The 16,745-nt window shown below is 55.1% G+C and carries 17 protein-coding genes; 8 read left to right on the top strand and 9 right to left on the bottom strand.

Annotated features, from left to right (window positions below):
- Positions 1–22: 22 nt before the first annotated feature.
- Complete coding sequence (pyk, locus tag DNI29_RS12480) at positions 23–1,462, top strand: pyruvate kinase (RefSeq protein WP_110978447.1); 1,440 nt, start codon at positions 23–25, stop codon at positions 1,460–1,462.
- Positions 1,463–1,756: 294 nt separating this feature from the next.
- Here the strand turns inward: pyk and rpsT are convergent, their stop codons facing one another.
- Complete coding sequence (gene rpsT / locus DNI29_RS12485) at positions 1,757–2,014, bottom strand: 30S ribosomal protein S20 (protein ID WP_110978448.1); 258 nt, start codon at positions 2,012–2,014, stop codon at positions 1,757–1,759.
- 209 nt (positions 2,015–2,223) lie between these two features.
- A complete protein-coding gene (locus DNI29_RS12490) occupies positions 2,224–2,955 on the bottom strand; it encodes a DUF4142 domain-containing protein (protein ID WP_162303598.1) in 732 nt (243 codons plus the stop codon).
- A gap of 250 nt (positions 2,956–3,205) precedes the next feature.
- On the opposite strand from DNI29_RS12490, the gene DNI29_RS12495 reads away from it, so the two are divergent.
- Positions 3,206–4,192, top strand: a complete 987-nt coding sequence (locus DNI29_RS12495; protein WP_110978450.1) for a YheT family hydrolase — start codon at positions 3,206–3,208, stop codon at positions 4,190–4,192.
- A gap of 137 nt (positions 4,193–4,329) precedes the next feature.
- Here DNI29_RS12495 and rsmG read toward each other — a convergent pair whose 3' ends face one another.
- The 4 genes from rsmG to DNI29_RS12515 form a co-directional block, all read right to left on the bottom strand.
- On the bottom strand, positions 4,330–4,953 hold the full coding sequence (rsmG, locus tag DNI29_RS12500) for a 16S rRNA (guanine(527)-N(7))-methyltransferase RsmG (protein ID WP_110978451.1): 624 nt from the start codon (positions 4,951–4,953) through the stop codon (positions 4,330–4,332).
- 60 nt (positions 4,954–5,013) lie between these two features.
- Positions 5,014–5,301 carry a hypothetical protein gene (locus DNI29_RS12505; RefSeq protein ID WP_123823232.1) on the bottom strand — a complete coding sequence of 96 codons (288 nt, stop codon included), beginning with the start codon at positions 5,299–5,301 and terminating at the stop codon, positions 5,014–5,016.
- Positions 5,302–5,457: 156 nt separating this feature from the next.
- Positions 5,458–6,075 (bottom strand): RNA polymerase sigma factor, encoded by a 618-nt coding sequence (locus DNI29_RS12510; RefSeq protein WP_110978453.1) that lies wholly within the window; start codon positions 6,073–6,075, stop codon positions 5,458–5,460.
- Positions 6,066–7,223: a glycosyltransferase gene (locus tag DNI29_RS12515; RefSeq protein WP_162303599.1), complete on the bottom strand. Its 1,158-nt coding sequence runs from the start codon at positions 7,221–7,223 to the stop codon at positions 6,066–6,068. The genes DNI29_RS12510 and DNI29_RS12515 overlap by 10 nt, the downstream gene beginning before the upstream one ends.
- A 132-nt stretch (positions 7,224–7,355) precedes the next feature.
- Here DNI29_RS12515 and tgt point away from each other — a divergent pair, with 132 nt between their 5' ends.
- From tgt to DNI29_RS12530, 3 genes are all read left to right on the top strand, one after another.
- Positions 7,356–8,486: a tRNA guanosine(34) transglycosylase Tgt gene (gene tgt / locus DNI29_RS12520; RefSeq protein ID WP_110978454.1), complete on the top strand. Its 1,131-nt coding sequence runs from the start codon at positions 7,356–7,358 to the stop codon at positions 8,484–8,486.
- A 186-nt stretch (positions 8,487–8,672) separates the two neighbouring features.
- Positions 8,673–9,749 carry an LptF/LptG family permease gene (locus DNI29_RS12525; RefSeq protein ID WP_110978721.1) on the top strand — a complete coding sequence of 359 codons (1,077 nt, stop codon included), beginning with the start codon at positions 8,673–8,675 and terminating at the stop codon, positions 9,747–9,749.
- A gap of 115 nt (positions 9,750–9,864) precedes the next feature.
- Entirely contained in the window at positions 9,865–10,800 is a 936-nt protein-coding gene (locus tag DNI29_RS12530; protein ID WP_110978455.1) for a DMT family transporter, read from the top strand.
- A gap of 154 nt (positions 10,801–10,954) precedes the next feature.
- Here the strand turns inward: DNI29_RS12530 and ispE are convergent, their stop codons facing one another.
- Entirely contained in the window at positions 10,955–11,767 is an 813-nt protein-coding gene (gene ispE / locus DNI29_RS12535; protein ID WP_110978456.1) for a 4-(cytidine 5'-diphospho)-2-C-methyl-D-erythritol kinase, read from the bottom strand.
- An 82-nt stretch (positions 11,768–11,849) separates the two neighbouring features.
- On the opposite strand from ispE, the gene DNI29_RS12540 reads away from it, so the two are divergent.
- The 3 genes from DNI29_RS12540 (at position 11,850) to DNI29_RS12550 (ending at position 14,446) form a co-directional block, all read left to right on the top strand.
- The gene (locus DNI29_RS12540; protein WP_110978457.1) at positions 11,850–12,509 is read left to right on the top strand and encodes a sugar transferase; all 660 of its coding nucleotides are present in this window, start codon (positions 11,850–11,852) and stop codon (positions 12,507–12,509) included.
- Positions 12,506–13,201, top strand: coding sequence for an acetyltransferase (locus DNI29_RS12545; RefSeq protein ID WP_110978458.1), 696 nt, complete (start codon positions 12,506–12,508; stop codon positions 13,199–13,201). Before DNI29_RS12540 ends, DNI29_RS12545 begins: the two co-directional genes overlap by 4 nt.
- A 93-nt stretch (positions 13,202–13,294) precedes the next feature.
- Positions 13,295–14,446, top strand: coding sequence for a DegT/DnrJ/EryC1/StrS family aminotransferase (locus tag DNI29_RS12550; RefSeq protein WP_110978459.1), 1,152 nt, complete (start codon positions 13,295–13,297; stop codon positions 14,444–14,446).
- Between the two features lie 226 nt (positions 14,447–14,672).
- Here the strand turns inward: DNI29_RS12550 and DNI29_RS12555 are convergent, their stop codons facing one another.
- The gene (locus DNI29_RS12555; RefSeq protein ID WP_110978460.1) at positions 14,673–15,794 is read right to left on the bottom strand and encodes a trans-sulfuration enzyme family protein; all 1,122 of its coding nucleotides are present in this window, start codon (positions 15,792–15,794) and stop codon (positions 14,673–14,675) included.
- A 63-nt stretch (positions 15,795–15,857) separates the two neighbouring features.
- Entirely contained in the window at positions 15,858–16,742 is an 885-nt protein-coding gene (locus DNI29_RS12560; RefSeq protein WP_110978461.1) for a tetratricopeptide repeat protein, read from the bottom strand.
- Positions 16,743–16,745: the final 3 nt, after the last annotated feature.

The raw sequence follows: 16,745 nt of genomic DNA on the forward strand, positions 1-16,745 counted from the left end.
TTTCAGAACCTAAAACATACTCATGGAATCTCGACCGCATTTCAATAAAACCAAGATTATTGCCACCGTTGGTCCCGCCTCCAACACCTACGAGAAGCTGGGCATGCTAATGCGGGAAGGCGTAGACGTGTTTCGCCTGAACTTCTCGCACGGTAGCCACGAAGACCACCTCTCGGTTATCAACACGGTGCGCCGCCTCAACAAGGATATGCGCATGAACGTGGGCTTGTTGCAGGATTTGCAGGGTCCCAAAATCCGGTTGGGAGAAGTAGAAGGCGGCGGGGTAGAAATTAAGGCCGGTGATAAGATAAAGTTGGTGTGCGGCGAGAAGGAAATTAGCACGGCTACCCGCCTGAGCACGATTTACCTGGGTCTGGCCCGCGACGTAAAAGCCGGCGACATGATTCTGATTGACGACGGCAAAATTGAGTTGCGCGTACTGGCTACCGACCGCGACAAGGAAGTAGATGTTGAGGTAATCTACGGTGGCCTCGTGAAGCCCCGCAAAGGCATTAACCTACCCGACTCGGAAGTATCGGCGCCTTCCATGACGGATAAGGACATTGAGGACCTGAAATTCGGCTTGGAAAATGAAGTTGACTGGATTGCCCTTTCTTTTGCCCGTCGGGCCGAGGACATTCGCTTCATCAAGAGCCTGATTGCCGAGAGTGGCAAATCGGCCCGCGTTATCGCCAAAATCGAAACACCAGAAGGCCTGCGCAACCTCGACGAAATTATTGCCTTGACCGACGCCGTAATGGTAGCCCGTGGCGACCTGGGCGTGGAGGTGAAGATGGAAGAGGTGCCAATGGCTCAGAAGATGATTGTGGAGAAGTGCAATAAGGCCGGCAAACCCGTAATTGTAGCTACCCAGATGATGGAAAGCATGATTACGGCCCCCCGCCCTACCCGTGCCGAAACCAGCGACGTAGCCAATGCTGTTATCGACGGGGCCGATGCCGTGATGTTGTCCGCTGAAACCGCTGTGGGTGCTTACCCCGCTGAAGTTATCCGCTCCATGGTGGGCACCATTACCAGCGTGGAAACCCGTATGCCTAGCCTCTATAACCACTGGCACCCTATCACGCCCGATTCGCCTACGTTTATGGTAGACAGCGTGCTGTCAGCGGCTTGCCACTTGGCTAAAAACACCGGAGCCAAAGCCATTACTGGTATGACTCACCGCGGCTACACGGCCTTCCAGATTGCCAAATACCGCCCGAAGGCTAACATCTTTATCTTCACGGATAACCGGAGCCTCCTGACTACCCTAAGCCTGATCTGGGGGGTACGCGGCTTCTACTACGACCGTATGGTGAGCACCGACAGCACTGTATCAGACATCAAATATGCTCTGACGACCACGGGCCACCTGCAAAAAGGTGATGTGTTCATCAACACCGCTTCTATGCCGATCAACGAGAAAGGCAAAACCAACATGGTAAAAGTGAGCGTAGCATAAACAGTTTACGCCTATCCAAAAAGCCCGCGCTAGTTCTGTGGCGCGGGCTTTTTAGTGCTCATTTTGCAAGGCCTGCTGTTATGCTCTCAGAAAACTCATTCACTTCTGAAGTACTCGTAAGCACCTAAGCTATAGGTTTAACCAAGTTCAGAGGGTAGAGACTGAGGAGTAAAGCGGCTGTTATTCTTCACAAGTAGTAAAGCCTCTAAAACTTTGATTTGGCACTGAATGCAGTAAGGCCCTATGCTTGCGCACAGGGCCTTACCTATATAGAGCAGAGCGCCGGTTTACTGCTTAGGCAGCCAGCGACTTCACGAACTTAGCCAGCCTCGACTTGTTGTTAGCAGCTTTGTTCTTGTGAATGATGTTCTTCTTAGCCAGACGGTCCAGCATCGACGATACTTTCTTCAGCAGCTCCTGAGCAGCCGTAGCGTCGGTGGTGCCACGCAGCTTCTTGATAGCCGTGCGGGTAGATTTAGCCTGGTAACGGTTCAGCACGCGCTTAGCTTCGTTGGAACGGATGCGCTTGAGGGCCGACTTATGATTTGCCATGGGGTATGAAAATGGTCTTCTGCTCGAATTCAGTTCAATTGGGGAGTGCAAAGGTAAAGCTTTGATTTGAAATACCAAATCTTACCTTCAAGTGAAAAGTACAGAGCCAAAGGTTTAAGGGAGACTCAGCGTACCAGCCTGTTATATAACAGGGGCACGCCAGACATGCCAGCGTACCCCTGCTATAAACTAGACGTGTCCAACCTGAGTTAGTCGACCTTCTTTTCGATTTCATCGGCCATTTTCTCGTGCGAGCGGAGCATCGGCAATGTTTTCGTGGCGAAAGCTTTCACGGTAGGCGTTTCGGCAGCGTTGCTTTTCACCTCGAACATAGCAATGTCCATTTTGTGCGCCGTTTCCATGGCATCCATGTAGTCCTCATCGAAGGCCTTGCCGGATTTCGCCATCAGCTTGTCAGCCATGGCCTGGTGCACTGGCATCATGGTCTGGGGTAGCGTTACGCCCAGCGGCGTAGCAACGGTCTTCAGCTCTTGGGTAGCCTTGGTGTGGTGATCTACCATCATCTGGCCAAACCGTTTCACGTCGGCATTCGATGATTTTTGGGTAGCCAGCTGGCCCATCTGAATTTCTAGCAGATTGCTGCTGGCGGCGGTCATTAGGAACACAGGGTCCTGCATGGTGGAAAAGGTGGCCATGAAGGCAGTCATATCGGCGGCTCCGCCAGTGCCTGCCGTGCTGTTAGCGCCACCAGATCCGCTGATAGCGGCCGTGCTGCTGGTGCCGGGCGTACCCGAATTGGCATCAGGCGCAGGGGTAGGGTTCATGTCAGTGCCTGTACGGGCATCCATGCTACCAACGTTGCCACTGCTGCCCGATGTAGTGCCAGCAGCAGTGCTACCAGTGTTGGTGCTGCTACAAGCCGTGCTGAAGGCCAACGCGCCCACAAAGAAAAGCTGAGGAATTACTTTCACTGTTTTCATAGGAGTAGTGATTAGAGTCAGAATTGACATGTACGTTTATTCTGAGAATAAGTCTATATTTTATAATTTTTTGGATGCTCAAAGTCCTCATTACTGGCCTAGTATCTTATATGCTTCTATTAAAGTTCAATTGCTGTTGAGCTTGCTTAACCGGATAATACTGGCTTTTCAGACCTTTGAAGGTAGGCATGCCTACTTTTTGCTGTGTTCCTTTGTTCACTCAATTAGGTTTGCTTTTCCTGTTTGCCTTATGCCGCTCATTGCTCACTCTTCCTATCAGCCTCCATTCTATTTATTCAATGGCCACCTCCAAACTATTGTACCTAGCTTGTGGCGCTCGGTGCCGGAGGTGCGCTACCAGCGGGAACGGGTAGAAACCGAGGATGGCGACTTTCTAGACTTGGACTGGTCGCGGCAACCGGCTGACCGACGAACAGATGCGCTAGGGATTGTGTCGCATGGGCTAGAGGGCGACGCGAGCCGGCCCTACGTGCGGGGTATGGTGCGGGCCCTCAACCAGGCCGGTATGGATGTTTTGGCGTGGAACTACCGCAGCTGCAGCGGCGAAATGAACCGCCTGCTCCGCTCCTACCACCTCGGCGACACCGACGACCTCGACTTTGTGATACGCTACGCTTTGGGCACCGCCCTCTACAAGCGGGTGTACCTCACGGGCTTTTCAGCGGGCGGCAATGTCACCCTGAAGTATTTGGGCGAAAACCCGGCGCGGGTTCCCCAGGAAGTGCAGCGAGCGGCCGTCTTCTCGGTACCAACCGATCTGAAAGCTAGTTCTCACCACATTGCCCGCCTAGAAAATCGTGTATATCTGAAACGCTTCATGAAGACACTGCGGGCCAAGATGCGGGCGAAAGCTGAGTTGCTACCCGGTCAGGTTGATTTAACTGACATCGACCAGCTACAGGATTTCCCGCAGTTCGATGACCGATTTACAGCTCCTATGCATGGCTTCAAGTCGGCTGATGAGTACTATGAGCGCGCCAGCTCGGGCCGCTACCTCAGCAATATTCAGGTGCCGACCCTACTAGTAAACGCCCAGAACGACCCCTTCTTGCCTCCCTCCTGCTTTCCGCGCGAAGTTGCCGCCCACAGCCCCTACGTTTATCTGGAAACTCCTTCCGACGGCGGCCACGTCGGGTTTGCTGAAGGTAGTCCGGATGGGGTCTACTATTCGGAGCGGCGGGCTGTGCAATTCCTAACGGCCGATGTACCAGCGTAAAATCGGGGGCCACATTCCCCTACCCCCCTCTACACAGTGAAACCCCTGCTTCTATCTTAGAAGCAGGGGTTTCACTGTGTAGAGGGGGGTAGCAACCCAAACGAAGCAACCCACCTACCCTTTGGAGTACTATAAAGCTAAGCGTTAAGCACTACCACTACTTTCTTGGTATCAAAGAATTCCTCAGCATAGAAATCATTCAGATCTACTACTCTGGCGGCCAGACCCGATTCTTCAATTTCCTCGGCCAAGTCGCCCCCTTTCAGGTAGTAGAGGCCACTACCGGGGGCTGCCGTGGCGGCCGGCTTGTAGCGGTGCTCAATCCAGGTATAAAAGGTAGCCAAGCGGGCTACGGCGCGGCTTACTACATAATCGTATTTGGGGCGAAGCTGCTCAGCACGGATCTGCTCGGCCGTGACGTTGGTTAGCTGCAGGGCGTGGGCCATTTCCTGCACCGCTCTGATTTTCTTACCAATGCTGTCCACGAGGTGAAACTTCACTTCCGGAAACAGAATTGCTAGTGGCAGGCCCGGCAGGCCACCACCCGTACCCACATCCAGCACCGAGGAACCGGGCGCAAACTCAATCACCTTCGCAATACCTAGGGAATGCAGAAAATGGCGCTCAGCCAGGTTATCCACATCGGTGCGGGCTACTAAGTTCAGGCGCTCATTCCAGCCTCGGAATTCGGTTTCAAGCTGCTGGAACAACTGGCGCTGGTGGTCCGTGAGGTGCGGAAAGTAGTGGTTGATGATATCCATTGTGGCGCAAAGATAAGAGCTACAGGTAGCGGCGCCCATCATCACCCAGCACAAACAGGCTTACTGGCTCAGCGCAGCAACAAGAATCAGCCCCACAATCAAGGGTAGGTAAGCCGCACTAGCCCTGAAGATCCAGCGGTGATATAGGGAATTCTGTTGGCGTACGGTACTAATGGCTGTGAACAGCACAAGGAAAGGTGCTCCTAGTATCAGATAAAACGTCCCCAAAGAAGCCATACCTGACCATGTCCAGAACAAACCAGTTAATAAAATCATTAACAAGCCACCATACGTGGACATGACTACTAATAATTGCCACGCCGGCACCTCCACTGTTTGCTTGATCATACGCTGGCATAGGTATATATAGGCTCCGGCTCCAATTAGAGGTAGTAGGAAATAGATTAACAGAGGTACTAGTATGGTCATAGCTTGAAACGAACGGCTTTTACCCCATTACTAGCTACAAAAAAAGCCCCGACTTGCGACGGGGCTTTTTTGTGCTTAGATGATTTCCTTTTTGTTTTTCACCATGTCATAGAGCAACTCACGGGCGCGGTGCAGTTGGGCTTTCACAGTGCCGAGCGGGGCTTTTAGCTCTTGGGCTATTTCCTCATAGCTCAGCTCATCGAAGTAGCGCAGGGTAACGAGGCGCTGGTATTTCTCAGGCAGCCGCGACACTACGTGCTGCATGATTTCGATTTTCTGATTCTTGATGGCTGACTCCTGCGGGTTCAGGTTCTGGTCGCGGAAGTCGATGGTGATTTCGTCGCCGTTGTCAATCTTGATGGCCGAGTCAATCGACATCGTCTTAATTTTATTCTTGCGAATAAAGTCGATGCAGTTGTTGGTGGCGATGCGGAACAACCAAGTGCTAAAGGCAAATTCCGGGTTGAATTTGTGCAGGTTTTTGAAGGCTTTGGCGAAGGCTTCGATGGTCAGGTCCTCGGCATCGTCGGGGTTGCGCACCATCTTCAGTACTACGTGGTACACCGGCTTTTTGTAAATCTGCATCAGCTCGGCGTAGGCTTTTTCGTCGCTCTGCTCAACGGCGGCCCGAATCAGCTTGAAATCGTGCTTGGCCTTGGCAGAGAACTGTTTTTCCTGATTGTTTACTTCCATCGGAGGGTGCGGTAGAGGAACAGTGACATTCCCAGAGCGAGATAATAAAAAAAATACACTGCATCGAGGATGGGCAGCCACCCGAGGGGTAGCGGATCTTCGAGCCGACGACCAAGCTGGTAATACACGGTCATCATAGCCAGGGTGCGCACAAACCACACCGTAGCCAAAGGTACCCAATCGGGCTGGGAAAACAGTAGGCCGATTGCCGTACCGTAGAATAGCAAATTTACACCAATAAATGTTCCAATCCGAAGACGATCTGCGAGCCGGTACTGGGGGCCCGCGGAGAGGTGTCGGCGCTTTTGGCGCCACCACTTGCCCCACGTCTGCGCTGGTTCACTTAGGGTATGGGCCCCGGCATCGGCTACTACCGCTACCCGGGCGCCCCGGGCAACGGCATCCTGCACCAGCAGGTCATCGTCGCCGGAAAGGCTGCGGATATGGGAAGCGAAACCTTTGGTCAGCTGAAAGACCTGCCGGGTGTACCCAAGGTTGCGCCCCACCCCCATATAGGGTTGGCCGCGCCACGCGAAGGACAAATACTGTGCCCCCGTCAGGAAGGTTTCAAAACGAATCAGCTTATTTAAAAAGCCGCTTTCCTCTACGTAGGCAGAGTATCCCAGAACCACATCGGCTGGCTTATGGAAGCCACGCTGCATGTATCTGAGCCACTGATTAGTGGCCGGAATGCAGTCGGCATCCGTAAATAGCATCCGCTCGTGGCGGGCCGTTTTTATACCAAGTGTCAGTGCATATTTTTTGGGTGACAACCCGTCAGGTGTGCTCGTGATAGTTACCAGCCGCACATGGGGGTAGTACTGCGTGAGCTGTTGCACGAACAGGTAGGTATCGTCGGTGGAGCGGTCATCGATGACAACCAGCTCGAAGCCGGCGGGGTAGTCTTGCTGCAATAGCAGGGGTAGCAGCCGACGCAGGTTCTCCAGCTCGTTGCGGGCGCACACAAGAATGGATACCGGCTCGGTATCAGGGCCATCTGCTGCCTCGGAGGGCCGACGGGCGAAGGGCAGAAAATAGTAAGCCGCGTAGAAAAGCTGCACCAGCACGCAGGCCAGCAGCAGCCACAGGGCCGGAGAAAGATGGAAAGGCAAAGCGGAGTGGATGATTCGAATTACAAAAGTAGGCATTCGGGGTAGGGCGAGTACCTTTGTAAGAGGAAGCTGGGAGCGAGAAGGTAGAAGTACGAAGCCACTGAAAAAGTTGGCAAAGAATTTCTGTCTTCTGGCCTCCAGCTTCCGGCTCTTAGCTTTTCTCCTAGAATGACCTTCGACCTCGTAGCCAACGACCCGCATACCAAAGCCCGCGCCGGCGTAGTTCACACCGACCATGGCGCTATTGAAACGCCCATTTTTATGCCTGTGGGCACGGCTGGCACCGTGAAAGCCGTGCAGCAGCGCGACCTGAAGGACGATATTCAGGCTCAGATTATCCTCGGCAATACCTACCACCTCTACCTCCGCCCGGGGCTAGAAGTGCTCAGCAAAGCCGGCGGCCTGCACAAGTTCAACGGCTGGGACCGGCCCATCCTGACGGACTCGGGTGGGTACCAGGTGTATTCCTTGTCGGGCACACGCAAAATCAAGGAAGAGGGCGTGAAGTTTCGCTCCCACATTGATGGCTCGCAGCACTTGTTCTCGCCGGAGGGCGTCATGGACATTCAGCGCACCATCGGGGCCGACATCATCATGGCTTTTGACGAGTGCACTCCCTGGCCCTGCGAATACAGCTACGCGGCTCGCTCCCTCGACATGACGCACCGCTGGCTCAAGCGCTGCATTCAGCGCTTCGACAGCACCGAGGGCCACTACGGTTACTCCCAAACGCTTTTCCCAATTGTGCAGGGTAGCACCTTCAAAGATCTGCGGGTGAAATCGGCGGAGTTTATAGCCGAGCAGGGCCGCGAGGGCAACGCCATTGGTGGCCTGAGCGTGGGCGAGCCGGCCGAGCTGATGTACGAAATGACCGAACTGGTTTGCGACATCCTACCCCAGGATAAGCCGCGCTACCTTATGGGGGTAGGCACGCCGGCCAACATCCTGGAAAACATTGCGCTGGGCGTGGATATGTTCGACTGTGTGATGCCGACCCGCAACGCCCGCAACGGCATGCTGTTCACCACCCAAGGCATTATCAACATCGCCAACAAGAAGTGGGCCGACGATTTTACGCCCATTGACGAGGAGCTGGGCGGCTACGTCAGCACGTTTTACTCCCGCTCCTACGTGCGTCACCTCTTCCACAGCAAGGAAATGCTGGGCCCCCAAATTGCCTCCATCCACAACCTGACGTTCTACCTCTGGCTGGTGAAGCAAGCCCGGCAGCAGATCCTGGCCGGCACCTTCCGGGAGTGGAAAGAAAAGATGGTGAAGCAGGTGATGACCCGATTGTAAATCACTGATTCGTGCTGATTGAATTGATTTCGCTGATTCCGTCGTTTCATCAGCCAAGCGCTATTCTATCAGCCAGCTGATGGCATGGATGGCATGGCGGCTACCTATATAAATACCGATGCCTCCCTAGCTGCGCGTTCAAAGGAAATCAGTGCAATAAGCATAATCAGTGGAAATCAGCGATTCATGAAGCTGCTCGATAAATACATTATAAAGAAGTTTCTCACCGCGTTTTTCTTCACGGTAGTGCTGCTGGTGTCCGTTATCTGCGTGATTGACTTCACGGAGAAAAACGACGACTTCATCAAGCACGACCTGGGAGCCTGGCAGATTGTATCGGAGTATTACGTGAACCTGTTTCCGTACTTCGCCAATCTGCTCTCCCCTATCACGGTGTTTATTGCGGTAGTGTTCGTGACGGCGCAGTTGGCCTCGCGCACGGAGGTAGTAGCCATGCTGGCCTCGGGCATCAGCTTTAAGCGGTTTTTGCTCCCGTACATTATGGGCAGTGGCATTCTGGGCCTCATGACTTTGGCCATGACGGGTTGGCTGATTCCGATTGCCAACAAAACGCGGGTGCAGTTTGAGAAGGCTTACATCAAGAACCCCTACCGCTTCGCTGAGCGCAATGTGCACATCAAAATCGGGCCGCAGAGCTATGCCTTCATGGAGAGCTACGACAATGTGAACAACATTGGCTACAAGTTCGCGCTGGAAACCATTGATGGGCAGTTGCTGAAGCGCCGCATGACGGCCGAAGCCATTACCTGGGACTCAACCAAACGGGCCTGGCACCTCACGCCCCAGGTAGTGCGCACCTTCAACGGCGAGAAAGAAACCCTGCAAAGCCTGCCCGCCCGCGACACGACCCTCAACCTTTATCCCAAGGACTTTGCCAGCACCTACCGCCTGGCCGAAACCCTGACGCTGCCGGAGCTGAACCGCTACATCAACCAGAAGATAGCGCGCGGCGCCGATGATACCCAGGTGTACCTCAGCGAAAAATATGAGCGCTACGCCTACCCTTACGCCATGTTCATTCTCACTGTCATTGGGGTGATTATGAGTGCGCGCAAGAGCCGAGCGGGGGTAGGCGGGCAAATTGCGCTGGGTTTCGTGCTGGCCTTCGTGTTTATCATCTTCGTGATTCTGAGCCGCAATTTGGCTGCTGTGGGCACTCTCTCGCCGCTGCTGGCGGCTTGGGTCCCCAGTATTGTCTTCACCACCATCGGCCTGTTCCTGTACCGCGTGGTACCACGCTAGCCGTGAAATAGTGTGATGGGGAACAAGTGACCTAGCTGTTTTTATGTGCACGGAGCTGCACAATCAAAACGTCAAACGCACTAGTTCCTACCTCTCCATTTCACACCTTCCCCTTATGCTCAAAGACTACCTTCGCCTGCATTTTATTGTGTTGCTCTGGGGCTTCACGGCCATTCTGGGCAAGCTGATTTCCTTGCCACCGGTGGAGTTGGTGTTCTGGCGGACGCTGCTGGCAGCTACAGGGTTGGCCGGGCTATTAGTGGTTCGAAAGCAGCCTTGGAAAATTCCGGCCGGCGAGGCCCTGCGTCTGCTGGGCATTGGGGCGCTGGTAGCAACCCACTGGATTACCTTCTTTCTGGCCGCCCGGATTTCCTCAGTGAGTGTGTGCCTCGCGGGGCTGGCAACGCTGGCGCTTTGGACTTCCTTGCTGGAACCCTTGCTGCTGTGGCGGCCAGTACGCTTTTATGAGGTTGGGTTGGGCCTGCTGACGATGGTAGGACTCTATCTTGTGTCGCAAGCCGAGCTGGACCAACTGCCGGGGCTACTGGTAGCCATTGTGTCGGCAGGGCTTTCGGCCTTGTTCAGCGTGTTCAACTCTAAGCTGGTGCAGCGCCACCCACCGCTGCGCCTTACGCTTTATGAAATGGCCGGCGCCTGCCTGAGCATTGCGCTGTTTTTGCCCATTTATGGCCACTACTTTACCGAAGGCCAGGGTGTGCAGCTTGCTCTTTCTGGCTTCGATTGGCTGTGGCTGCTGGTGCTGGCGGGCGTGTGTACGGTGTATGCCTTCTCTACCTCTGTGGAGCTGATGAAGCGCATTTCGGCCTTTGTCGTGAACCTGACCATTAACCTAGAGCCAGTGTACGGCATTATTCTGGCGGTGCTGATGTACACATTCCACATTCCCGGCTTTGGGCAGGAAAAACTTTCCACTAAGTTTTACATGGGCACGGTCATCATCTTGCTCAGCGTACTTATTCACCCCGTCATCGACCAATGGAACCGCCGCCGCGTCCGTCAAAAAGAAGCAGCTGATGTGTTGGTAGGGTAAGTAGTGAAATAGTGAATGAGTGAAGTGTCATGGTGAGCAGAGCAAAGCCATCCTTCCTCTGCGTATGACAAGCCTGATAATGCAGCAAGCCCTCGACGCTAGTACAGTCGTCGAGGGCTTGGTGCGTTTTAAGGGGGTAGGGAATTCGCTTACCTCACAGCCGTCCGTCCCAGACTTGGTAGGCGGCGGGAAGCTCTAGCACTGGGGGCTGCTCAAGGCCAGGGAACAGCCCGTACACCGCCGATCCGGAACCCGATAAGCTGGCGTAAGCCGCCCCGGCCGCGTACAGGGCGGCTTTGATTTCGCCCAGCACGGGATAATAGGGCGTCAGGGCCTCTTCAAAATCGTTGCTGACGGTAGTGCGCCAGGTTTCCAGCGGCTGAGCCAGCGCGGCGCGTAAGTCATGACGCGGAGTGCGGGGACTGATGCGTGAGTAAGCCTCGGCCGTGCTGATATGCAGGCCAGGGTAAATAACTTTGCAGGCGGTACCCGTCAGGTTGAGGCTGATGTCCTCGAAAACGTCGCCCTTTTCGTAGGCAAAAACCGGCTTATTCCGAATGAAAAAGGCGCAGTCGGAGCCCAGGCGGCGGGCATAGGCTTCGAGGGTTTCAGGGGGTAGGCCGAGGCGGAATAAGTCGTTGAGAGCCCGTAATGCGAAGGCAGCGTCGCCGGAGCCGCCGCCTAGTCCGGCCCCAATAGGCACCACCTTATGCAGGTGCAGTTGTACCGGTGGCAGGTTAAAATCGGCCTTCAGCAACTCATACGCCCGCAGGCAGAGGTTGGTAGCCGGTTCGCCGGGGATGGGAATACCCGAAAGGTGCAATGATGTTTCGGCGGCGGGCAGCACCTCTAGGGCATCGGTCCAGGGCAGCGGCACAAACACCGATTCGAGGTTGCGGAAGCCATCGGGACGCTGGCTGGTGATGTAGAGGCCGAGGTTGAGCTTGGCGTTGGGGAAAACAAGCATACGATGCGCGGAATGAGGTGCAAGCTAAGCTACCAGCCGTCGAAGTCAAACGTGCCGGGTATTTCCTCCTATTTTTGACGCCATGAGCGCCCCCGCATCTTCTTGGTACGCGCGTCGCGGAAAGCGGCTGCTGGATGTGGCGCTAGCAGCTCCTTTGCTCCTTCTGGCCGTTCCGCTGCTCCTACCCCTGGCGGCAGCCTTAGCTGTTCAGAATAACGGCGCTTGGCTGTTCCGGCAGCGGCGGCCAGGGCTGCACGGCCGGCTGTTCACGTTCTACAAGCTCCAGACCATGACCTCCCAGCGCGATGCCCACGGCCAGCTTCTGCCCGATGCCGACCGCCTACCCCGCCTGGGCCGCTGGGTCCGCGCTACTTCCCTCGATGAGCTCCCTCAGCTCTGGAATGTGCTGCGCGGCGACATCAGCCTGGTAGGGCCCCGGCCGCTGCTGGAGCAATATTTGCCGCTGTACTCCCCTGAGCAGGCTCGCCGCCACAACGTGCGCCCGGGCATTACGGGCTGGGCACAAGTAAATGGCCGCAATGCCATCAGCTGGGAGCAGAAATTCATTCTCGATGTGTGGTACGTCGATCATCAGTCGTTTAAACTAGATCTGCGGATTCTTGCGCTTACCATTGAGCGGGTCCTGGGCTCTCACGATATTTCTACCCCTGGCCAGGCTACCACTACCGCCTTTACCGGCACATCGCCCGCACCCTCTGATCAATCCCCACCCCTTGCATGAGCTACGCCCCTGTCCTGCCCGATCCGGTCCTCGCCCCGCTTCCCCTATTAGTTATTGTGGGAGCCGGCGGGTTGGGCCGCGAGGTACTGATACTGGCCCGGCAAATCAACGAAGCCTCTCCCACCTGGGGAATAGCCGGTTTCTATGATGACCGAGCTCCTGCATCCTCTACTATTCATGGCCTCCCCTACCTAGGAACCATTGACGACCTGAAGGCCCAACCCGAGCCCCGGCACGTAGCTGTAGCGGTGGGCAATAGCCACAGTCGGGCCGCTATTGTGGAGCGCCTGAAGGCTCCGCACATCACGTTTGCCGTGCTGGTGCACCCGGGCGTAGCGCTGGCTGCCTACCAGCAGATACAGGTTGGCGAGGGCAGTATTATCTGCCAGGGCTGCATTCTCACTTGTGACATTACCCTAGGCCGTCACGTGCTGCTGAACTTGGGCTGTACCATCGGCCACGATGCCGTGCTGGAGGATTTCTGTTCCCTGATGCCTCACGCCAATGTAGGCGGCGAGGCCTACCTCGAAGCCGGTGCGTACCTCGGCACGAATGCTACCGTCATCAATCAGGTACGGGTGGGTACTTACGCTATTCTGGGAGCAGGGGCCGTGGCCGTCCGTTCGTTACCGGCCCACTGCACGGCCGTAGGGGTACCGGCTCAGGTGCTTAAAATAAGAAGCGGACAGTAAGCGCGGGTACCGCAAATTTATCCGTTCTTTCCAACGGCTACCTGCTTGTTGCCCTAGCTTCCGCCCGTTTTTCGCTCTTCATTTCGCTTACCCATGCGCAGCCAGGACTACGACCGACTGTACCTCTCCCCACCCCACCTCGGCCGTCACGAGCTCAACTACCTTCACAAAGCTATTGAAGACAACTGGGTGGCGCCGGCCGGCCCGAACCTGGATGGCTTTGAGCGCGACATTTGTGAGTTTACCGGAGCCCAGCATTGCGTAGCCCTGACTTCTGGTACGGCCGCCATTCACCTGGGCCTACGGCTGCTGGGCGTAGGTCCCGGCGACGAAGTTCTGTGTCCGTCGTTCACCTTTGTAGCTACAGCCAACCCCATTCTGTACTTGGGTGCTACCCCCGTTTTCATCGACAGCGAAGCCGAAACCTGGAACATATGCCCCGAGCGCCTACGCGAGGCTTTGGAGGAGCGGCAGCGCCAGGGTCGTCGGCCCAAAGCGCTTATTCTGGTTCACCTTTATGGGATGCCGGCGCGCCTACGCGAGGTTCTGGCTGTAGCGGCCGAATTTGGAGTGCCTGTTCTGGAAGATGCCGCCGAGGCTCTGGGAGCACGCTACGAAGGCCAGCCTTTGGGCACCTTCGGCGAGGTAGGCCTTTTCTCCTTCAATGGCAACAAAATCCTGACCACCAGCGGTGGCGGCGCCATTGTCACCAATAATGCTGCTTGGGCGCAAAAAGCTCGATTTTGGGCCACCCAGGCAAAGGATGACGCTCCCTATTATCAGCACTCGGAGCTAGGCTATAACTACCGTTTGAGCAATCTGCTAGCCGGTATTGGTCGGGGCCAAATGGAATTGCTGGAAGACCGCGTAAAAAAGCGTCGCGAGATTTTTGCGTGGTATACCAAATATCTCGCCCACCTACCCGGCGTTACGCTCGGCCCTACTGAACCCACCGGTGGCCGCTCCAACCGCTGGCTTACCTGCCTGCTGCTTAACCCCGCCGAAACCACCATTAGCCCGGAGCAACTCCGCCAGCACCTGGAAACCCGCAATATTGAAAGTCGGCCGCTGTGGAAGCCGCTGCACCTGCAGCCGCTCTTCGCTACTACCCCCTGTTTTGGCGGCAACATCTGCGAGGAATTATTTAACCAGGGTCTATGCCTTCCTTCAGGCTCAGCCATGACGGAAGCCGATTTACGGCGGGTCACCGATACCATCCAAGACGCGCTGCGGAACGGCAATTAAGTATATTTCCTCCTGGTGTAGTATATAAAGTTCATTACAGAGTATATAACGTACAAAACAAAAGGCGGGCAGCACAAGGTTTGTTGCGTTGGTAAACGTATTTTTTCCCTTGACCTGCCTTCAGCGCCTCCAAAAGGCATTCTTGATTGAGACGGCAGAAAACTGACACCATACCAATAGTTTTAACCTTTGTAGGGGGTAGGCAGCAGGCGTTTATATGCACGAGTTATTGCAATGCCTGCTCGAGGTCAGCTAATAATTCCTCAACTGGTTCAATACCTATGGATAGCCGAACCAGCCCAGTACTGATTCCAAGCTCTGCCTGCTGCTCCCCGGCAAGGTAGCGATGCGAAGTTGCCAACGGGTAAGACAAGGAGGAATCGACCCCGGCCAGCGATGGAGCGAATGGGAACCGCTGACTCCGGCGCATAAACTGGTTTACTACCTCCTCATCATCAGCCAGCAGTATCGACATCATTCCGCCGAACAAACCGCCTCCCTGCTCCTGTGCCAACGCGTGCTGCGGATGATCGGGCAGACCAGGATAGTATACAGCTCGCACGGCGGGCTGTGCGCTCAGAAACTTGGCTACCGCCAGCGCGTTGTGGCTGTGCTCGCGCACCCGCAGACGCAGCGTTTTAAGACCTCGCACAGCCAGCCAGCTTTCCATAGGGCTAAGAGTTAGTCCATAGAGCACCCCAATCTGCTTCAACCGCGCAGCAGTTTCTTCCTCCTTAGCTACTACTACCCCCGCCGTTACATCCGAGTGGCCGGCAATGTATTTCGTCACGCTGTGCAGCACAATATCTGCTCCCAGCGTCAACGGGCGCGTCAGAACCGGGGTGGCGAATGTGTTATCAACCACCAGTTTCAGCCCATGCCGATGACATTCGGTTGCCAGACGACCCAAGTCCGCGACCCGCAGCAAGGGGTTGCTCATAGTTTCAGCCAGTAGTACTCGGGTAGTAGGCCGCACGAATTGGCCTACCTCATACAGCTGCTCGAAAGGTATATACGTGACCGTAATGCCCAGCCGGCTCAACTCCTGATTCAGTAACGAAGATGAACCGCCGTAGATGTCCGCCGCGCACAGCACATGGTCGCCGGTCTGGCAGCACGCCAGCAGTGCAGCGAAAATGGCCGCCATTCCCGAGCCCGTTGCCACTGCCCCAGCTCCACTTTCCAGCGTATTTACGGCCTCCGCTAACTCATCAGAATTAGGATTGCCATTGCGCGAATAGAGGTAGCGGCTCCCTGGTTCTCCGAAATACTGCTCTACTTCATTCAGATCTTCAAACTTGAAAACGGAAGTCTGATAGATCGGGGTGATTTTGGGATGGATGTGCATGGGCGGAAAATGAGGGAAGGCAGCAAAACAAAGGCAAATTACGGCGGTAGCTGTAACCTGGTACTATTTCATTTTGCGTACCTCCTTCCCTAGGTCAGCAGCAACAGGGCGTCCGGCAGGTAGCTTTTGTAAAGATGCCAGAAACTGTTGGGCCTCCACCTTGCGATTCAGGCTAATGCTAAGTCGGATGAGGTTTGCTAACGTTTGCCAGTCGTTTGGGCGGCGGCTATTAGCCTGCTGAAATAAATCGTAAGCTTTATCAGGCTGCTGCCGCAAGGTATAGTACATGCCAAGGTTGAAGGGGCCGAGTGAACTTTCGGGGTAGTACTGGGTAATGAGTTCTGCCAGTTGCCGGGCTACTTCCGCATCTTCAGGCGTATCAGCCTGCCAATAGGGTAGCATGTATTCCTCCAAACTTTCAGGGAGAAATACGGCTTCTGGTGTAGGTAGGGCTTTGCCTTCGCTCCAGCGCCAAGGCTTACCGCTAGCTTTATGATCAGCCAAGGCGGTTTTAAGCACTTTCATTTCCTCGTCAGGGTCGTGGGTCATTTCGTACGTCTTGGCTAGGCCAAACCGCATATCCAGACGCTCTGGCGCCAGCTTAATACCCTCACGTAGGGTAGTACGGGCAGCTTCGAGCAGTTGTGGCTCATAGCCTTCATTAACAGAGCCTGCCACCTTCCCATCTTTTTGCTGGAAAGCTACTCCCCGTCCCGCAGGTTGCGCTGCACTCACTACCACCCGGTATGATTTCCGCAGCAGATAATTAAACCGAGCCACATACAAATCAGGATTCTGAGGTTCCTTTTGTTGCCAAGCAGCCAGTATTTTGCTCACCTTAGCTGTGTCTTGGGTTTGCATGGCCCGCCGGTAATCAATCTGAAATGTCTGGGCAGACATTGAAGTGGCAGCCAGCAACAGGCCAGCCGTAATAAGAGGGAAACGCATAAT

The organism is Hymenobacter sediminis, from assembly GCF_003231285.1.
In the GTDB taxonomy this organism is placed as follows: domain Bacteria; phylum Bacteroidota; class Bacteroidia; order Cytophagales; family Hymenobacteraceae; genus Hymenobacter; species Hymenobacter sediminis.